Raw genomic sequence first — 14,733 nt, forward strand, 5'->3', positions numbered from 1 at the left:
TGCGATTCTCGATGCGGTCGACTTCACTGGTGTTGGGCCTGACGCTGCTCGCGCCGCTGGGGGCGAGCGCCCAGTTCGATGATGGTGAGGCGTCACTCACCGCGCCCACGGAGCCGGAGCGGGGTTGTCCGAAGCGCCCGGACCTGGTGCCCTTCACGCCGCGCGCGCAGATAGGCATGGAGGGTTCGGGCTGGCTGGTGCACCAGGCCATCATCCCCGAGTCGAAGGACACCTTCTTCAAGGGCCGTGAGCGGGAGCGCTCGGGTGTGAAGCGGGTGCCGGAGGAGGAGGCGCGGAGGTACGGCGCACCGGACCCGACCATCCCGCTGTGGGTGTTCGGCAAGGCGGACGCGCCGGCCTGTCGCGCGCTGCCCGTCCACTGGTGGGCGGCGCGGATGGGGGCGACGGACGCGGACCGCAAGACGTTCCTCATGGCGGAGATTGAAGTGGACTGCGACGTGCTGCCGCCCGGGCGCCTGTCCGGTACGCCGGTGGCGCTGCGGCAGAAGGATGAGCCCACGGGGTGCAAGCTGCGCAGGCCCACCGAGCGCGAGACGGGCAAGGACGGAGAGGGCCTGCCGCCCGATGTGCTGGAGTTCATCCCCGTGCGCGACTGCGAGTCGCCGGAGTGCCTGCGGCTGTGGGAGCGCATCGGCACGAGCTGGGATGACACCACCACGGTGGGCGACTTCACGGTGTCGTGGATGGAGCGCAAGGGGAAGAAGGACCCGTGCGACTGGCCCACCGAGGACCTCTCGTTGCTGCTCTTCCGTCCGCCTGGCTCGCTCACCCCGGCGCTGCTGCGCAATGGGGGCACGCAGTTCTTCGGAGGCCTGCATGACAGCTCGGGGCTGAGGTTCGTGCTCAGTCGGGACCTCGGTTCGCTCTACATGCACGAGGCCGCGAAGCCGAAGGCCGCTCCGAAGGCGGTGCGTTACGGGAGTCCGACGGAGGAGGATTTGATTCTCACCCGGCGCACGCTGTCTCCGTGCAAGGTGAAGCGCTGAGTCCGAGCGCCCTTCACCGCGCGGGGGCTTCCGTCCACTTCCCCTGCCGGGTCGGCTCGCGCAGGGCCTTGTGGAGCGCGGTGAGGAAGCGCTTCCTCGGCCATGACTCCGCGCCAAACCTCGCCAGGTGCTCGGTCTCCACCTGGCAGTCCACGAGTTGGAAGCCCCACTCCTTGAAGCGCTCCACCGACGACACGAAGGCCACCTTCGACGCGTCCGGCGCGAGCGCGAACATGCTCTCACCGAAGAACGCCGCGCCCAGTGACACGCCGTACAGGCCGCCCTTCAACTCGCCGCCCTGCCACGCCTCCACCGAGTGCGCGAAGCCCCGCTCGTGCAGCTCGACGTACGCCTCCAGCATCTCGTCTGTAATCCACGTCCCGTTCTGCCCGGGACGCGTCACGCGGCCACACTCGGTGATGACGCGCGCGAAGGCCGTGTCGTAGCGAACCTCGTACTCGCCCCGGGCCATCGCCTTGCGCAGGCTGCGGCCCACATGCAGCGAGTCCGGCGTCAGCACGAAGCGAGGGTCCGGCGAGTGCCAGAGGATGGGGTCCCCCTCGCTGAACCACGGGAAGATGCCGCGCGAGTACGCGGCCAGCAGCCGTTCGGGGCTCAGGTCCCCGCCCACGGCCAGCACTCCGCTCTTGTCAGCGCGCTCCGGAGGCGGGAACAGCTCCGGGTGCTCGTCACTCAACAGGTAGATGGGCACGCACCGCGCACTCTACCGGGACACGTTCAGCTTCACCTCGCCCGAGAGTGAATACGGCACCCGCATCAGTGGACCGGTCAGCTCTCCCGTCACCCCGTAGGGCAGGACCCCCCGGGAGATGAGCGCCTTCACCTCCGGCCCCCACGAGTCCTTCGTCACCGCCACCTCCACCGGGTACACCCCCGTGGCGGACGCATCCACGCTGTCCGACTGCGCCAGCGTCCCACTGTCCAGCGCCTTGCCCGCCACCGCCATCTGCCACGTCAGCCCGCTGAGCTTCAGCGGGAACGGGTTGGGGTTCCGGATGCCCAGCCGGAGGTTCAACTGCACCTCCTCGGCGGAGTAGCGCGCCCCGTCCAGCTCCTCCACGACGATGGTGGGAAGCCGGGGCACGCGCACCGCGCGACTCGCGGCGAAGGGCACCTGCTCTTCGGCGTCACCCGAGCGCACCACCAGCACCCCGCGCAGCGCCAGGAGCACCGTGCCGCCCTGCGCGCTCAGCCGCGCCAGGTCCTCCGCGCTTTGTACGTAGGCCGCGCGCTCTTCGAAAGACACGTCCCCGGGAGTGCCCGGCGTAAGCCGCGTCTCCAATTTCAGGGTGCCCTTCTTCAGCACCTTCCCCTCCGAGACGAGCTCGTAGTCGACGCGCTCCACCACGCCGGGCGCGGTGCTGGCCACCTGGGCGCTGTAGCGCAGGGTGGCCTCTGTCAGCCCCTGCGACACCACGGACGTGTCCTGAGCGGTGAGGGTGGCGGAACCAGCCGGCCGGGTGGGGGACGAGGCACACCCCATCCCCACCAGGAGCAGTGCGGCAAGCTGGACGACGGGCGAAGTCGAGCGCATCACGCTAGACATTGTGTGCACCCCGGAAGCCGCCCCCAAGGGCTTTTCCGCTAGACTGTCCACCACTCGTGGTCCGACGCCGCCCCAACTTCAACAAGACGGTCCGCTCCCTCATCCGGGACATCGCGACGAAGCTGCCGGAGTTCGCCCACGTGAAGGCGGGCCGCATCCTGGTGGTCGCGGGTGAGGCGCGCCGTGCCTCTCGCGGCACCGTGAAGCCGCTGTGCTTCCGGGGCGGCAAGTCCACGGACCGCACCGGGCGCCGCAAGCCCGTCATCCGCATCCGCGGCCGGCGCATGCTGTACTGCATCACCCTGCGGCCCCTCTTCTTCAGGGGCTCCACCGCCCAGGCCCGCCTGGAGACGGTGCTGCACGAGCTCTTCCACCTGTCGCGCCGCTTCGACGGCACCCTGCACTCGGGCCGGCGCCACGCCGTGCTCGGCAAGGACTTCGCCCGGAAGCTGCGCCCGCTCGTGCGTCGCTACCTCAAGATGTGCCCTCCGGAGCTGCTCTCCGCCCTGGCCCTCACCGGCGAGGTGCGCGTCCTCCAGTGGCTGGAACGCCCAGGTCCCGCCTACGTCCCGGGGACGCACCGACGTGTGCGCAAGGTCTACACCGAGGACCAGCTCTATTACGGCATCGCACGCATGGTGACGCCCAAGCCCCGCGTCCCGCGTGAAGCCGTCGTCCGCCTCAAAGTCCACTGACAGTCCGCTTCCTGGCCACCCTGTACACCCCAGGACACTGTTCGTCTGAATCGTTTGACTTTGATAATGAGTATCAATATCGTCCGTCGCGTTTCAGACAGCGGAGTGGTGATGCGCGACGGATGCCAGCAGGGCGGTGAAGCGGGCGAGTTGCGGTGTCTGTGCGGAAGTCTGCTGGCGAGGTTGGTGCCGGAGGGTGTGGAGCTGAAGTGCCGTCGTTGCCACCGCACGCGGGTGGTGCCGCTGGAGCGGCCGCCGGGTGGTGCGAGCGCGACGGCCGCACGCGGCTGAGCGGGTGGGAGTGCCTGGGCGGGACAAGGCCCGGGGTGTGTCGAGAGTTGACTGAGGCCAGAGGCCCTCGAGCCCAGTGCCCCGCGGGGACTCCGTCAGAGGGAGTCCTATCGGCCATGAGTTGGAGGACGTGGAATGCGTGGGAGTTGGTGTCTCCTCGTGCTGGCGTGTGCCGCCCCTGATGTGGCGTGGGGCCGCGCGTCGCCCCAGGCGGAGCAGCCAGCTCCTTCGTCGAATGCGTCCACGAATGAAGCTGTGCCCGTCGCGGCGGAGTCCGACTCCTCCATGACGAGCGGTTCCGAGGTCTCGCGTGAAGCCGTCCCGGAGGAGCCCGTCTCCGCCGCGTCGAGCGACTCCGAGGCCGAGGAGAAAGTGTCGAAGCAGGCCGAGGTCGTCGCGGGTCCAGGGGCCTCGACGACCTCGGCATCTTCGACATCCGCCGAGCAGGATGACGTCCCGGTGGCGCGCACGGTGGTGACGGCGTCGCGCACGCAGGAGCGCCTGGGCGAGACGCCCGTGGCCACCGAGGTCATCACCCGCGCGGACATCGTCGCGAGCGGCGCCCGGGACGCGTCGGAGCTGCTCGCCGCGCATCCCGGATTGGAAGTGGCGCAGACCTTCGCCGGAGCGTCGCTCCAGGTGCAGGGCCTGGGGCCCGAGTACGTGCTGGTGCTGGTGGACGGAGAGCGCGTCGCGGGTCGTGTCGCGGGCAGCGTGGACCTGTCGCGCTTGTCGCTCGAGGACGTGGAGCAGGTGGAGATCGTCAAGGGCCCGTCGTCGGTGCTCTACGGCAGTGACGCGGTGGGCGGCGTGGTGAACTTCATCACGCGCCGGGCGCGCAAGCCGCTCGGTGGTGAGCTGCGCGCGGCCTACGGCGCGCTGGAGCGGCTGGACCTGGACGCGACGGGCGAGGCGCGGGGCGACGGCTGGGGCCTTCGTCTCAGCGGTGGCCTGCAGCGCCGCGCGTCCTATGACCTGGACACCGCCGACGTGGGCACCACGGGCAGCAGCCTGGAGGGCTTCGACGTCTCCGCCAGTGGAGACCTGAAGGGCGAAGGGCCGCTGTCGATGGAGGGCTCCGCCGGCTTCTCGCGGCGCACCCAGCGCGGCGTGGACATGGGCGTCGCGGGCGCGGTGTTCGACCGGGCGAGCCGCGACACGTCCATCACCTCGCGGCTGGCGCCGTCGTGGAAGTTGAACGGCGACGCGACGCTGCGGGTGGAGGGCTCCTATACCCACTTCCAGCGCCGCTACCTGAGAGACCAGCGTCGCGCCTCCGCGCTGGACACGGTGGAGGACACGCGCGAGCAGCAGGGTCGACTGGGCACGCAGCTCGACGCGCGCGTGGGCGAGCGACATGCGTTCGTCGTCGGCGCGGAGTTCCTGGGCGAGTGGCTGGTCGCGGACCGGCTGGAGACGGGCGGGGGAGACCGGGGCCGTGCGTCGCTGTACGCGCAGGACAGCTGGACGCTCGCGACGGGGCCCAAGCTCGTCGTCGTTCCGGGCGCGCGCGTGGATGTGGACACGCAGTTCGGCACGGCCGTCACGCCTCGGCTCGCGGCGAAGATTGACCCCTTGTCGTGGCTCACCGTGCGCGGCAGCTACGGCTGGGGCTTCCGGGCGCCGGGCTTCCAGGAGCTGCTGATCGACTTCGAGAACCCCACCGTCGGCTACGTGGTGCGCGGCAACCCGGACCTGAAGCCGGAGCGCTCGCGCAGCTTCAGCCTGTCCACGGAAGTTCGGCCGTCGGATGCGTCACTCCTCTGGGTGAGCGCGTATCAGCACTCGCTGCGCGACATGATTGCCTCCACGCTGGAACAGGGTGGGGCGCAGCAGCTCTTCACGTACACCAACGTGGCGCGTGCACGCGTGAGGGGCGGCGAGCTGGGCCTGCGTCAGCGCTTCCCGTGGCGCCTGTCCGGCGAGGTGGCCTACACGCTCACTGACGGACACGACGAGGAACTGGACCGGGCGCTGGAAGGCCAGGCGCTTCATCGGCTCACCGCGCAGGCCACGTGGCGTCACCGCGAGTGGGGTCTGGAGACGTGGGTCCGCGCGGCGCTCGTCGGCAAGCGGCCCTTCTATCCGGATACGGACGGTGACGGTGTCGCCAATCCCTACCAGTCCGATGCCTATGTCACGGTGGATGCCCGAATCGCTTGGAGGGCGCGTGAGTCGCTCCAGTTCTTCGTGCTGGGCTCCAACCTCGCGGACGCGGGCAACCCCACGGACCTGCCCATTCCGCCTCGCACCTTCCAGGCCGGCGTCTCGTTCCGGCTGTGAGTCCCTCTCGAAAACTCAAGGAGCCCGAATGTCCCGCCCCCCCTTCTTCTCTGTGTCCCGTTTCGGCCGTGCCGCCGCGGTCCTGTGCCTGACTGGCCTGCTGTCCGCCTGTGGTGACGACCTGGTCCCCACGCCGGGGGATGACGATGACAACACGCCGGACCCGTCGGAAGTCGAGGTGCCGGCCAATGGCACGCACGTGCGCCACGTGGGCAATGCGGACGGCTCCATCACCACGGTCGTCGACGCCACGAGCAAGGAGGCTTGGGTGGGCCTGGATTTGGATACGGGCCTGCAGGTGAGCGCGAGCGAGGACGCCGCGTGGGACTTGTCCTTCCAGCGCTTCGGCATCCGCTCGCGAGGTGGCGTGAATGGCACGGGCGGCGTGGAGGTGGCGGTGCTGCCCTCGCAGGACTTCCTCCAGCTCACGCAGGCGCCCGCGAGCGGCTTCGCGGTCGACGCGGATGACGGCGCCGACGAGGGCTCGGACCCGGACACCGTCTTCCAGGCCAATGGTGGCTGGTACGCCTACGACGTGACGACGCACAAGCTGTCGCCGCGCGCGCAGGTGTACGTCGTGCGCTCCGATTCGAGGGCGTACTTCAAGGTGGAGATGCTGTCCTACTACGACGACGCCGGCACGCCCGCGATGCTCAAGCTGCGCTGGACGAAGGTGACGGCGCCCGTCTCCGGAGGCGCGCTCGAGGATGGCGTCTCTCCCAGTGGTTCCCCTGTCGAAGTGTCTCACTGAAGTCGAAGTCCTCCTCTCCCCTGGTGTCTGCCATGATTTCCCAACCTGCTCCCACGGCGTCTTCCTCCGAGCCCACCGCCCTCCGTCAGCGCTGGCAGTCGCTGCTCGAGGCCCAGCCGCGCACGCGTATCCGTGATGCGGCCGAACAACTTGGCGTGAGCGAGGCGCAGTTGCTCGCCACCGGTGTGGGTGAAGACGTCGTCCGGTTGGACCTGCGTCTCGACACGTTGCTGCCTCGCCTGGAGTCGCTGGGCAAGGTGATGACGCTCACGCGCAACGAGAGCGCCGTGCACGAGAAGCGCGGCCTGTACCGCAACGTCGAGGTGAACGGGGCTGTCGCGCTGGTGCTGGACGAGAACATCGACCTGCGGCTGTTCCTCATGCGCTGGCGCTTCGGCTTCGCGTTCCGTGAGGCTCGTCCGGAGGGCACGCGGCGCAGCCTGCACTTCTTCGACGGCACGGGCATGGCCGTGCACAAAATCTACCTGGAGGACGAGTCCGGCGTCGGCGCGTACGACCGCCTGGTGGAGGACTACGCCCACGCGGAGCAGTCGCGCGTGGTGCCGGTGGAGGCGGCCTCCGCGCCGGAGGTTCCCCGGCCGGATGGCGACATCGACGTGGCGGGCCTGGTGTCCGGCTGGCGCGGGCTCCAGGACACGCATGACTTCTTCCCGCTCCTGCGTCGCTTCAAGGTGGCGCGGACGCAGGCGCTCCGATTGGTGGGCAGCGAGCTGACCACGCCCGTGGCCCCGGCTTCCCTGACGTGGACGCTGGAGAAGGTGGCGGCCTCGGGCCAGCCCATCATGGTGTTCGTGGGCAACCCTGGCGCCATCCAGATTCACACCGGCCCGGTGCACACCGTGCGCGCCATGGGCCCGTGGATGAACGTGTTGGACCCGAGCTTCAACCTGCACCTGCGCACGGACCACATCCACACGGCCTGGGTTGTCCGCAAGCCCACGCGTGATGGCGTCGTCACCTCGCTGGAGCTGTTTGACGCGGCCGGTGAGAACATCGCGCTGCTCTTCGGCAAGCGGAAGCCCGGCATCCCCGAGCAGCCCGAATGGCGGGCGCTGATGGAGGAGTTGATCGCCGCGCTGCCCGCGACTGGGGCGGAATCATGAAGCGCGTCACCGTGCTCCTGGCGGCACTGCTGATGTCGCAGGCCGCGCTGGCCTCGACGCCCGCCGCGACTGCCGCGCCCGCTGCTCCGAAGACGGCACCGGCACCCACGACTCCGGCGCCCGAAGCAGCGAAGACGGCACAGGCTCCCGTCGCGGCGAAGACGGCACCGGCCGCCGCCGCGCCGAAGCTGGTGACGGTGGGGCCCGCTGTCACGGAGACGGTGTTCGCGCTTGGCGCGGGCGCGCAGGTGGTGGGAGTCGACGACACCAGCCTGGCGCTGCCCGTGGCCCGGAGCCGGCCGAAGGTGGGCTACCAGCGCGCGCTGGCCGTGGAGCCCCTGCTCGCGCTCGGCGCGTCGTGGCTGCTGGCGACGGAGGAAGCGGGACCTCCGGGTGTCCTTGAGCAACTTCGCACGGCGGGAATGGACGTCGTCGTGTTGTCCAACCTGCCCACGCTGGATGTGGCGCGGCAGCGCATCCGGACGCTCGCCACGAAGCTGGGCCGGGTGTCCGAGGGTGAGGCGCTCGTCGCGGAGCTGGAGGCGGACCTGAAGCGCGCCGCTGCTCGGGCCGCCTCGGCGAAGCAGGCGAAGCCCAAGCGCATCCTCGCGCTGTATGCCCGGGGCGCCAACGCCCTCATGGTCGCGGGCAAGGACACCGCCACCGACGAGCTCATCCGGCTGGCGGGCGGCGTGAATGCCGTGACGAGCTACACCGGCCACCGGCCGCTCACGGCCGAGGCGGTGGTGGGCGCGGCGCCCGACATCATCCTGCTTCCCGCCGGCACGCTGGAGGCCGTCGGAGGTGAAGCGGGGCTTCGGCAGGTCCCCGGCCTGTCCCAGGCGCAGGGCTGGAAGCTGACCACCATCGAGGACGTCCACTTCATGAGCCTGGGGCCCAAGCTGGGCAAGGCCGTGCAGCGCTTGCAGGACGGCATGGGACTTCCGGCGCAGGACGGGACATGAGCGCTTCGGACGTGGCACCCACTCCCGCGACCTATCCGGCGCGGGAGCAGGTGAAGGTACCTGGCGGGCGTCCTCGCCCGTGGTTCGTGCTGGGCGCCGCGCTCGTGGTCGTCACGCTCACGTCGCTTTCGGTGGGCTCATACCGGGTGCCACTGCTGGGGCTGTTTGGAAGTGTGCTGGAGGCGTTGGGGCTGGAGACGGGCTATCGGCTGGAGCCGATGCAGCAGGCGGTGCTGCTGTCCATCCGTCTGCCGCGCGTGGTGCTCGGGGTGATGGTGGGCGCGGTGCTTGCCACCAGCGGCGCCGCGCTCCAGGCGCTGTTTCGCAACCCGCTCGTGGAGCCGGGCCTCCTGGGGACCTCCAGCGGCGCGGCCCTGGGCGCGGTGACGGCCATCGTCCTGGACGCGGCCCTCAGCTCGCGGCTGGGGCCGTTCCGTCTGCTCGTGGTACCGGGCGCGGCGTTCCTGGGCGCGCTGAGTGCCACGGTGCTCGCGCAGCGGCTGGGCGGGGGCGGTGGACGCACGGAGACGGCGCGCATCCTCCTGGCGGGCGTGGCGGTGAGCGCGGGCGCGGGCGCGGGGATTGGCCTGCTCACGCAGATGGCCACCGATGCTCAGCTTCGCACCATCACCTTCTGGACCTGGGGCAGTCTGGCCGGCGCCTCCTGGAGTGTGGTGGTGGCATCCACGGTGCCGCTGCTCATCGCGCTGGTGTTGCTGCTGAAGGATTCACGCTCGCTCAACCTGCTGCTCCTGGGAGAGCGCGAGGCGTGGCACCTGGGCGTGGACGTGGAGAAGCTGAAGCGACGGCTCGTCCTCGCGGCGGCGCTGGGTGTCGGCGCGGCGGTGTCCGTCTCGGGCGTCATCGGCTTCGTGGGGTTGCTCGTCCCCGCGCTGTTGCGGCTCGCGCTCGGGCCGGACCACCGGCGGTTGATGGGGGCCTCCGCGCTCCTGGGCTCGGCGTTGCTCGTCGCCTCGGATGTGCTGGCTCGCACGGCGGCGGTGCCCCAGGAGCTTCCCATCGGTGCGCTCACGTCCATGCTGGGTGTCCCTGTCTTCGTCTCGCTGCTGGTGCGCGGCAAGGGGATGTCATGAGCCTGGAGGCACGGGGAATCGAGGTGTGGCGAGGCCGGGGGCGCACGCTCGGGCCGCTGTCCCTGGAGCTGGTGCCCGGCGAGGTCCTCGCCGTGGTGGGCCCGAATGGCGCGGGCAAGTCCACGCTGCTCTCGGCTTTCTGCGGAGAGCTGAGCTGCACCGTGGGAGAGGTGCTGCTGGACGGACGCCCGCTGTTGAAGTGGCCACCCCGGGAGCGCGCGCTGCGGCTGGGCGTGCTTCCCCAGGAGTCGTCCCTCGGGTTCGGCTTCACCGTGCTGGAGGTCGCGCTGCTGGGGCGCAGTCCTCACGCGACGCGCGGCGAGGGGAGCGTGGACATGGAGGCGGCGCTGGCCTCGCTGGAGGTGATGGACATCCGGCACCTGTCGTCGCGGCCGTACACCTCGCTCTCAGGTGGAGAGCGGCAGCGGGTGCAGCTCGCGCGCGTGCTCGCGCAACTCTGGGAAGCGCCCGCGCACGGTCATCGTTATCTGTTGCTCGACGAGCCGACCTCGAGCCTGGACTTGTCGCATCAACATCTCGTGCTGGAGGAAGCAACGCGCTTCGCGCGGCAGGGCGGCGCAGTGCTCGCGGTGCTTCATGATTTGAACCTGGCCGCGCGTTATGCGCACCGCATCGCGGTCCTCAAGGACGGCAAGCTGGTGGAGCTGGGGGCTCCCGCTCAGGTGCTTCGACCGGACCTCATCGCGAGCACCTTCGGTCTCCAGGTCCGTGTCGTCGAGTATCCGGATTCACCCGCGCCTTTCATCATTCCGTCAGGCCGGGCTCCGCCTCCCGCGTGAGCGGGTGGCTTCGAATTTCGCAGGTTGCTTCTCGCGGGGGTGTGCGGCGAACCCGGCCCCCCTCCAGGTTTCACCGCCGGGCGCCCGCCCCCGCGAGGAGTGCTTTTTGATACGGCGTCACGTCTCGCTGCCTGCTCGCCTCCAAGGCTCGAGCAGGCGGGCAGGCTGACGTTGTCGGATGGCTGACATGGGTTCACCGCGGATGCGAGCAGGCGGGGGACCCCCGCGCCTCCTGCTCATGCTGTCCTTCGAGGACGCCGTGTTGTCCTGCCGCGCACCCGTCACCCCCGTGGCGGACGTGGAGGTGGCACGGCGTTGGGTTTCAAGTCGGCGGTTCGCGCGGGTGGGTGGGCGCTCGTGTTCTGGGTGCTGGGCGTGGCGTTGCTGGCCTGTGGTGGCGCGGGCTCGGAGGAGGAGAGGCCGTGTGACGCGGCTTGCGAGGCTTCCGATGAAGCCTGCCGGCTGGCCGCGTGCTCCGCCGCACCCGATGAGTCGGTGAAGGCGCAGGCCGACTGCTCCGCGCTTCCCGCTGGAGGTCGGTGTCTGGGGCCTCGCGTGGTGGAGCGCTGTGATGACGGGCAGCTTTCGCGCGTGGACTGCGCGGCGGGCGAGGCCTGTGTCGAATCCGAGTCGGGTGGCGGTGCTCGCTGTGAGGTCGGTGCGGCCTGTGTGGAGAGCACGTCGCGTTGCTCGGCCACGGGGGCGTTGGAGCGATGCTCGGCGGGGCGTTGGCTGGAGGAGCCGTGTGAGGCGGGCTGTGTCGCGGAGGGGAACCGGGGCTGGTGTGGTGCACCGGGACGGACGCTGAGTGGCATCGCCCGCTATGAGCGGCGCCTGCCCGATGCGGCCTTCCATGACTGGACGTCGGAGACGGAGTGGGTGCCGGCGCGTGGCTTCCTCGTCGCGTCCTTTCAGGCAGGCTCGCTCATCGACCTGGGGGTGACGGACGGGGTGGGTCGCTTCACCGTGCGCCTGCCGACGGAGGTGGGCCCGGAGGACCTCGTCGTCGTGTACGCGGCGGGGCAGGGGAAGAAGGGCACGGTGGACTACGCGGTGGCGGACCCGGGCTTGTCCGGTGCGCAGGTGCTGCCCGTGACACCAGGTGCCTCCGCGCGATTGTGGAGCTGGGCTCGGCCGACGCAGGCGCTGCTGGAGTCGCCCGTGGTCGCCATCGAGGAGTCGGAGGGTTCAGGCGCGGCGGCGGTGTTCGAGGCGGTGAGCGCGGCGTGGAACAGCACGCGTGAGCGCTATGGACGCACCGGGCTGCCCGTGGTGGCGTGGTTGGGTTTCGGTACGACATGGTCTTGTGGAGCGTGCTTCGCGCCGTGGCAGGTGACGGCGGCGGGGCGACGCTGGGGCGCACAGTTGTGGTTGCCGGGAGACGCTGACGCCGCGTGGTGGTCCGAGGCGATGGTGCTCCACGAGTTGGGCCACTGGGCGATGGCGAGCCATGGGACGAGTCCCTCCGAGGGTGGTCCTCATTACGTCGGCGTGCCCACCTTCCCGGGACAGGCGTGGAGCGAGGGATGGGCCACGTGGTTCAGCTCCGACACGCGCGGCAATCCCCGCTACTACGACAGGCAGGGCGGGACGATGTTCTGGTTGGACCTGGAGACGCGCTCGCCGGAGCTGGCCTCGTGGTCTCGACCGCGGCCCGAGGAGGGACTGCTCCAGCCGATTGAAGAGAACGAGGTGGCCGCGATGCTCTATCGGCTGGGCACTGGCACGTCGTCACGGCAGGCCATGTATGAGGCGCTCGCGGCTCCGTCGATGAACCTGGCGCCGTGGGCGCGGGGTTATCGCAAGCACACGTGGCGGATGGTGGAGGGGAGGCAGGTGGACGTGGTGGAGACGGCGGAGGCCGCGCCGTGTCTCGCGGACTTCCTGGACACGTTGATGTGCGAGGGCTACCCGCGCGCCTTGATGGACGCCGCCACCGAGCCGACCGTGGCGTATCCGTATCCCAGTCATGAACCTCTGTGCCGGTGAAGCCGTGATGCGCATCTTGGTGAAGCAGGGGCCCGTTCTGGAGTCCGTGGTGTCGATGATGAAGCGTGTCTGGCGGGACGGTCAGGAGGCCCTCGTTCACCGGGGTGTTGTTTCGGTGGTGGGGCTCGTTGCCCGGGTTCGCGAGGGAGCGTGCTCATGACCTCGCGACGACGCATCGCGGGTGCGGTGCTGGCCCTGGCACTGATTGGAGCGCTCTCGGCGGGAGTGGCCTCAGGGGTGGAGCGAGCCCGAGGCAAGCCGCGCAAGCCTCCCGAGCCTCCGCCTCCCTTCTCCCAGCGAGATGACGCGCCATCACACGGGCCTCGTCAGGACGAGGATGCATCGCGGCTCACGACGCGGACTCAGGCTGCTCCAGTGTCACCTTCGAGAACGCTGTCGGCGGCACATGTGTCGACCGCGTCACCACCGAAGGTGAACTCGGGTGGGGAACGGCAGGGGCGCGAGGCCGTCCACATCGCGCCCAGGCGAGGTGTCGTGGCGGGCGAAGAACCCACGGAAGAATCCCCGGAAGAGACCACGGCCACGGAGTTGAGCGGAGGCTCCTTGGCGGGGCTCACCACGCGAGTGCCCGCGCCGATGCGCGTGAGCTGGCGCGTGGTGGACGCCGAGGCGGGAGGGCTCCGGCTCGTGGCCGAGGTCGAACGAAGGGCGGGCTTCAACGTGCCTATCGCGGTGAGCATCGTGCTGCCGCCGGACGCGCGGCTCGTCGAAGGGACGACGGAGTTCGTTCTCCCGGAAGGCACGGGAGAGGACGTGCGCGCGGTGCCTTGCGTGGTGAGCGTGACGCAGGGCGTGGTGCCGCCGACGGACCTCGTGCTGGTGGCCCATGCGGAAGGCTCGGCCTTCGGTGCCCATGCGGAGGCGCGCTACACCTTCGGACGACAGAGTCTCGTCGACAGGCGGCCGTCGCCCACGGGGCCCGTGCTGCCAGCACGCTTCGTTTCGGGCGATGCGCCGGAGTCTTCCGAGGACTCCGATGAGGATGATGCTCCCTGAGGGATGCCCATCGCGGCATGAACCGCCGTGGCCTCCAGTGCTTCATCTCTGACGGAGAGTCGCTCCCTTCGCATGAGGACTGCGAGACGCGCGGGGACGCGCTACATACGGGCTCACTTCCGCGGTCGAGGAGCCACGTCCGTTGCAAACCGCTGCCCTGGGATTGGTGCTGGTCTCCGCGTTCCTCCACGCGTCATGGAACGCGATGCTCAAGCGGCATCCGAACCCCGAGGCGGGCGTCGTGGGCGTCATCATGGTGGCGGTGGTGGGTGGTGGCCTCTGGGCACTTGGGATGCGAGGAGAAGCCTTCCCGTCCACGAGGGGGCTGGTCTGGGCGCTCGGGGCAGGAGCGTGTGAGAGCGTCTATCTGGCGGCGCTCTCCCGTGCGCTGAACCGCGCTCCGCTGGGGCTCGCGTACACGGTGTCACGCGGCGGGGCGATGTTGCTGGTCTGGCCCGTGTCCGTGCTGGCCCTGGGCGAGTCCGTCTCCGCGTGGACCGTCACGGGAGCCGTGGTGCTGGGTGGCGGGCTCGCGGTGATGCACCTGTCTCGGCCCACGGGGCGCGCGGCTTCCGGAGTCGCGTGGGCCGCGCTGTCGGCGGTGGCCATCGCGGGCTATCACCTGAGCTACAAGATGGCGCTCTCCGAAGGAGCACAGCCACCGGCACTCTTCACCACGGGCCTGCTCGTCGCGTTGCCCGTGCTGCTGCTGGAGCGGAGTCGACAGATGGGATGGGCCGGCCTCCAGAGAGAAGCATGGAGCCGTCCCGGACTGGTCGTCTTCGCGGGAGCCATCTGCATGTTGTCGTTCGCGCTGCTGCTCTCGGCGCTGAACGACAGCGGGGCAGGGGCGGTGCTCACGCTGCGCAACACGTCCATTGCCTTCGCGCTGGCACTGGCCGCGCTTCAGGGTGAACGACTCGGACGTCGCCAGCTGGCGGGCGCGGCCCTGGTCTCCGTGGGCGCGGTGTTGCTGGGCATGCCCACGTAGCCAGTGGTTGCCGCTACGGCTCCTCGATGAGGGCGGGCCACGCGAAGGGTGAAGGGCGAGGCTCCAGGTCGGACCTTCCCGCCGGAGCGGGAAGGGACCATGCGAAGCCGTCGAGCCTGCTCGGCAAAGGACGAGGCTCCATGCCAGCCCTCTCCGCCA

14 protein-coding genes are annotated in these 14,733 nt (G+C 70.0%); 12 read left to right on the forward strand and 2 right to left on the reverse strand.

All coding sequences use genetic code 11. The annotated features are described in order from the left end of the window. The first annotated feature begins 11 nt into the window (after window positions 1-11). Complete coding sequence (locus G4D83_RS20455; protein ID WP_240356445.1) at window positions 12-1,007, forward strand: hypothetical protein; 996 nt, start codon at window positions 12-14, stop codon at window positions 1,005-1,007. A 13-nt stretch (window positions 1,008-1,020) separates the two neighbouring features. Here the strand turns inward: G4D83_RS20455 and aat are convergent, their stop codons facing one another. Both aat and G4D83_RS20465 read right to left on the reverse strand, forming a co-directional pair. Then, window positions 1,021-1,719: a leucyl/phenylalanyl-tRNA--protein transferase gene (gene aat / locus G4D83_RS20460; protein WP_163866471.1), complete on the reverse strand. Its 699-nt coding sequence runs from the start codon at window positions 1,717-1,719 to the stop codon at window positions 1,021-1,023. A 12-nt stretch (window positions 1,720-1,731) separates the two neighbouring features. After that, window positions 1,732-2,574, reverse strand: coding sequence for an LEA/WHy family protein (locus G4D83_RS20465; RefSeq protein ID WP_205522669.1), 843 nt, complete (start codon window positions 2,572-2,574; stop codon window positions 1,732-1,734). A gap of 56 nt (window positions 2,575-2,630) precedes the next feature. Between G4D83_RS20465 and G4D83_RS20470 the strand changes: the two genes are divergently transcribed. From G4D83_RS20470 to G4D83_RS20520, 11 genes are all read left to right on the forward strand, one after another. After that, window positions 2,631-3,269, forward strand: coding sequence for a hypothetical protein (locus G4D83_RS20470; RefSeq protein ID WP_163866473.1), 639 nt, complete (start codon window positions 2,631-2,633; stop codon window positions 3,267-3,269). Between the two features lie 111 nt (window positions 3,270-3,380). Further along, a complete protein-coding gene (locus G4D83_RS20475; RefSeq protein ID WP_176434415.1) occupies window positions 3,381-3,560 on the forward strand; it encodes a hypothetical protein in 180 nt (59 codons plus the stop codon). A 285-nt stretch (window positions 3,561-3,845) separates the two neighbouring features. Beyond that, entirely contained in the window at window positions 3,846-5,843 is a 1,998-nt protein-coding gene (locus G4D83_RS20480; RefSeq protein WP_163866474.1) for a TonB-dependent receptor plug domain-containing protein, read from the forward strand. Window positions 5,844-5,871: 28 nt separating this feature from the next. After that, window positions 5,872-6,594, forward strand: a complete 723-nt coding sequence (locus G4D83_RS20485; protein WP_163866475.1) for an HmuY family protein — start codon at window positions 5,872-5,874, stop codon at window positions 6,592-6,594. Window positions 6,595-6,626: 32 nt separating this feature from the next. Continuing rightward, a complete protein-coding gene (locus G4D83_RS20490; RefSeq protein ID WP_163866476.1) occupies window positions 6,627-7,718 on the forward strand; it encodes a hemin-degrading factor in 1,092 nt (363 codons plus the stop codon). After that, on the forward strand, window positions 7,715-8,683 hold the full coding sequence (locus G4D83_RS20495; RefSeq protein ID WP_163866477.1) for a heme/hemin ABC transporter substrate-binding protein: 969 nt from the start codon (window positions 7,715-7,717) through the stop codon (window positions 8,681-8,683). The genes G4D83_RS20490 and G4D83_RS20495 overlap by 4 nt, the downstream gene beginning before the upstream one ends. Next, the gene (locus G4D83_RS20500) at window positions 8,680-9,777 is read left to right on the forward strand and encodes a FecCD family ABC transporter permease (protein WP_163866478.1); all 1,098 of its coding nucleotides are present in this window, start codon (window positions 8,680-8,682) and stop codon (window positions 9,775-9,777) included. The genes G4D83_RS20495 and G4D83_RS20500 overlap by 4 nt, the downstream gene beginning before the upstream one ends. Further along, window positions 9,774-10,577 (forward strand): heme ABC transporter ATP-binding protein, encoded by an 804-nt coding sequence (locus G4D83_RS20505; protein ID WP_163866479.1) that lies wholly within the window; start codon window positions 9,774-9,776, stop codon window positions 10,575-10,577. The genes G4D83_RS20500 and G4D83_RS20505 overlap by 4 nt, the downstream gene beginning before the upstream one ends. A 315-nt stretch (window positions 10,578-10,892) precedes the next feature. Then, window positions 10,893-12,566, forward strand: a complete 1,674-nt coding sequence (locus tag G4D83_RS20510; protein ID WP_240356446.1) for a hypothetical protein — start codon at window positions 10,893-10,895, stop codon at window positions 12,564-12,566. 495 nt (window positions 12,567-13,061) lie between these two features. Beyond that, window positions 13,062-13,583: a hypothetical protein gene (locus G4D83_RS20515; RefSeq protein WP_163866480.1), complete on the forward strand. Its 522-nt coding sequence runs from the start codon at window positions 13,062-13,064 to the stop codon at window positions 13,581-13,583. A 142-nt stretch (window positions 13,584-13,725) separates the two neighbouring features. Then, window positions 13,726-14,574 (forward strand): EamA family transporter, encoded by an 849-nt coding sequence (locus tag G4D83_RS20520; RefSeq protein ID WP_163866481.1) that lies wholly within the window; start codon window positions 13,726-13,728, stop codon window positions 14,572-14,574. Window positions 14,575-14,733: the final 159 nt, after the last annotated feature.

It is taken from the genome of Myxococcus eversor, assembly GCF_010894455.1.
In the GTDB taxonomy this organism is placed as follows: Bacteria; Myxococcota; Myxococcia; order Myxococcales; family Myxococcaceae; genus Myxococcus; species Myxococcus eversor.

Excerpts from the sequence above, each read along its gene's own strand:
- G4D83_RS20455 (WP_240356445.1), top strand. The coding sequence starts at position 12 with ATGCGGTCGACTTCACTGGTGTTGGGCCTGACGCTGCTCGCGCCGCTG.
- G4D83_RS20465 (WP_205522669.1), bottom strand. The coding sequence starts at position 2,574 with ATGTCTAGCGTGATGCGCTCGACTTCGCCCGTCGTCCAGCTTGCCGCA.
- G4D83_RS20475 (WP_176434415.1), top strand. The coding sequence starts at position 3,381 with ATGCGCGACGGATGCCAGCAGGGCGGTGAAGCGGGCGAGTTGCGGTGT.
- G4D83_RS20480 (WP_163866474.1), top strand. The coding sequence starts at position 3,846 with ATGACGAGCGGTTCCGAGGTCTCGCGTGAAGCCGTCCCGGAGGAGCCC.
- G4D83_RS20485 (WP_163866475.1), top strand. The coding sequence starts at position 5,872 with ATGTCCCGCCCCCCCTTCTTCTCTGTGTCCCGTTTCGGCCGTGCCGCC.
- G4D83_RS20490 (WP_163866476.1), top strand. The coding sequence starts at position 6,627 with ATGATTTCCCAACCTGCTCCCACGGCGTCTTCCTCCGAGCCCACCGCC.
- G4D83_RS20495 (WP_163866477.1), top strand. The coding sequence starts at position 7,715 with ATGAAGCGCGTCACCGTGCTCCTGGCGGCACTGCTGATGTCGCAGGCC.
- G4D83_RS20500 (WP_163866478.1), top strand. The coding sequence starts at position 8,680 with ATGAGCGCTTCGGACGTGGCACCCACTCCCGCGACCTATCCGGCGCGG.
- G4D83_RS20505 (WP_163866479.1), top strand. The coding sequence starts at position 9,774 with ATGAGCCTGGAGGCACGGGGAATCGAGGTGTGGCGAGGCCGGGGGCGC.